Origin of the sequence: Bacillus cereus group sp. N21, from assembly GCF_016483395.1 — a bacterium.
Taxonomy (GTDB): Bacteria; Bacillota; Bacilli; order Bacillales; family Bacillaceae_G; genus Bacillus_A; species Bacillus_A pseudomycoides.
Genome location: NZ_JAEHBX010000451.1, coordinates 1 through 231, shown reverse-complemented (window position 1 = coordinate 231; position 231 = coordinate 1). Strand labels below are relative to the sequence as shown.

Below are 231 nucleotides of genomic sequence, written 5' to 3'. Positions count from 1 at the left end.
GACAGCGTTATATGCTTATTACCGCTTACAACTGCAATCTGATCTCCATATTTTTCAGCACGCTCTCTTAACACTCCGCCAAATGTTTCACCAAGCCAACACCCTTCTTCTCGGTAACGATCGACGAATTCTTTTGGCCATTCCGTATAACCTGTTAACATTCTTTCTTCCCCCTATTTTTCATTCAACGAATTATCTCTTAACCCTAAAGCCTTCAGCATTGTTTGGAAC

The 231-nt window shown here is 41.1% G+C and carries 1 pseudogene; it reads right to left on the bottom strand.

From position 1 onward, the window contains the following. Positions 1-161 (bottom strand): annotated as a pseudogene (gene entE / locus JDS96_RS31595) (2,3-dihydroxybenzoate-AMP ligase); the annotation flags it as partial. Between the last annotated feature and the right edge of the window lie 70 nt (positions 162-231).